A 2,544-nucleotide genomic window follows, 5' to 3' on the forward strand; every position below is an offset into this window, starting at 1 on the left:
CGCGCTCGGGCTCTCGCTGCAGTACCTCTACGCCGCGGTCGTGGTCGCCACCGCGCTCTGGATCGCCGTCATCCTGCTCGATCTCGCGCTCGGGCCGGAGGAGGACGAGAGGCGCGCGCCGTGACGCTCGCGGTGCTGCTCGGCACCATGCTGGGCCTGGCGATGCTCGGCGTGCCGCTGGTGTTCGCGCTGCTGGCCGCCTCGCTCGCGAGCCTGCTGCTGTTCCGGCCCGGGGTGCCGCTCGAGGTGGTGCCGCAGTTCTTCGTCGGCGGCATGGACAACTTCGCCCTCCTCGCGATCGCGCTCTTCTTCCTCGCCGCGACGCTTGGTGCACACCTGCCTGCGCGCGCGTCGCAACCGGGCACGCCACCCGCGCAGCCGGACGGCGTCTCGTTCGCGCCCGAGCGATGCGAGGACGTCGTCGTGGTCGCTCCGCCAGCAGCGCCGCCGGAGTTCGACGAGAACACCGACTGTGGCTGGCTGACCGTGCCGGCGCGCTACGCCGATCCGCTCGGGCCGAAGATCGAGCTGGGCGTGGTGGTGCTGCGCGCCAATTCGCCCGGCATCTTCCCCGACCCGTTGTTCATGGCGCAAGGCGGCCCCGGCGGCAGCACCATCGAGAGCTACTTGGAGGAGATGAAGGACAGCCCGATCCGCGCCGGGCGCGACATCGTGCTGTTCGACCAGCGCGGCACGCGCCACACCCGGCCGGCGCTGGCCTGCGACGAACTCGACCGCCTGACGATTGACACGATCGAGCAAGACCTGACGCCCGACGAGATGAGCCGGCGTTCGCTGGAAGCCGCCGAACAGTGCCGGCAACGCCTGATTCGCGAAGGCGCCGACCTATCGGCCTTCGACAGCGCCGAGAACGCCGCCGACGTCGCCGCGCTGGCCCGCGCGCTGGGCTACGACAAGATCAACTTCTACGGCGTGTCCTACGGCACGCTGTTGGCGCAGCACGTCATGCGTGACCATCCCGACATCCTGCGTAGCGTGATCCTGGACGCCGTCGCGCCGCTCGAGAGCAGCTTCATCCCGGAGAGCGGCCGCTCGGAAGACCGCGCGCTGACCGAGCTGTTCGACGCGTGCGCCGCCGACCCGCGCTGCGCCGCCGCCTATCCCAACCTTGAGCGCGACTACTTCGACGCCGTGGCGCGTCTGAACAACCGGCCAGCCCGCACGTTCATGTTCGACTTGCAAACCGGCAAGGGCTACGACGCCGTGCTGGATGGCGACGCGCTGCAGAGCCTCGTCTTTCAGGCGCTCTACGCCACCGAATTGTTGCCCTTCCTGCCCTACGTGATGGCCCGCGCGGCGCGGGGCGACTACGCGCCGGCCGGCAACCTGGGCAGTCTGTTCGTCTTCGATCGCTCAGTGAACAGCGGCATATATTTCTCCGTGATGTGCGCCGAGGATGCCGGCTTGATCGAGCAGACCGTGGACGATTCCGGCCTGCGGCCGGAGGTAGCCCGGCGCAACGCGCGTGACCAGCGCGACTTCGTCGAGCTGTGCCGGCTGTGGGGCGTGGATCCGCTGCCGGCCGACGCGAATGCACCGGTGCGCAGCGATGTGCCGGCGCTGCTGCTGTCCGGCCGCTTCGACCCGATCACCCCGCCGGCCAACGCCGACCGCGTGGCGGCGACGCTGGCGCGGGCGCGGCACTTCGTCTTCCCCAACGTCGGCCATGGTGCCTTCCGCAGCGAACCATGCGCGAACCGGATCGTTGCAGCATTCATTGCCGATCCCACGGCCGAGCCGGACGCTACCGGTTGCCTGGCGACGCTCGACGCGCCGGCCTTCGTTGCGCCGGACGAGATCGTGCCCATCTCATCGCTGATCCGGCTGACGGCACTCTCGGAGCGCGGTCGGCGCGAGTTGGCCGCCTTGGGGTTGGGTTTGCTCGCCTTGCTGAGCGCCTGGGTGACCATTCCGCTGGCGTGGCTGGTGCGCAAGCTGACCGGTCGCGAGGCGCGCAACCTGCCGTGGCCGGCCAAACTCAACCCGTGGTTCACGCTGCTCTGCGGCGCGGTGTTGGCCTACTTCGTGGGGATGGTCGGCGTGATGGTGGCTGACTTGATCTCGAAGGAGAGCTACCTGTTCTTATTTGGCCTGCCTGCTCCAGCGCGGTCACTCTTCCTGCTGCCGCCGATCGCCTTGGTGTTGGCGGCGTTGATGGCGATCGGCGTCGTCGCCGGTTGGCGCCGATGGGGCTGGTTGCGGCGGATCAACCGTGCGCTGCTGGTGGTCGCCGCTGCCGTTTGCCTCGGCGCGCTCGGGTCGTTGGGGATGTTGTTGTAGGGCAGAAGTGGGTGTCAATCGTGTCGGCGGTGTGGGGTATAGCGCAGAAAAGTGGGTGACTTTTTGCGCGGCGGAGGCAAAGTGGACGGCATGGAAGCCAGGCTGGGCTGCATATGTATTCATCGGTTGCCGGTGTGTCTTGACTTTCGATGAGACCCGCCCAGGCGTAAACGCCCGGGCTGAGCCGACGGGGGATGCGCGCGGCTTGCCCGCATGCTCAGCGCTGGGATTCATCCCAGCGCG

1 protein-coding gene is annotated in these 2,544 nt (G+C 68.6%); it reads left to right on the forward strand.

What is annotated here, in order from left to right:
- The first annotated feature begins 120 nt into the window (after positions 1-120).
- A complete protein-coding gene (locus GXH28_RS15945) occupies positions 121-2,301 on the forward strand; it encodes an alpha/beta fold hydrolase (protein ID WP_169239988.1) in 2,181 nt (726 codons plus the stop codon).
- The last annotated feature ends 243 nt before the right edge of the window (positions 2,302-2,544 follow it).

The sequence above is a fragment of the Candidatus Roseilinea sp. NK_OTU-006 genome (genome assembly GCF_012931985.1).
In the GTDB taxonomy this organism is placed as follows: domain Bacteria; phylum Chloroflexota; class Anaerolineae; order J036; family Brachytrichaceae; genus JAAFGM01.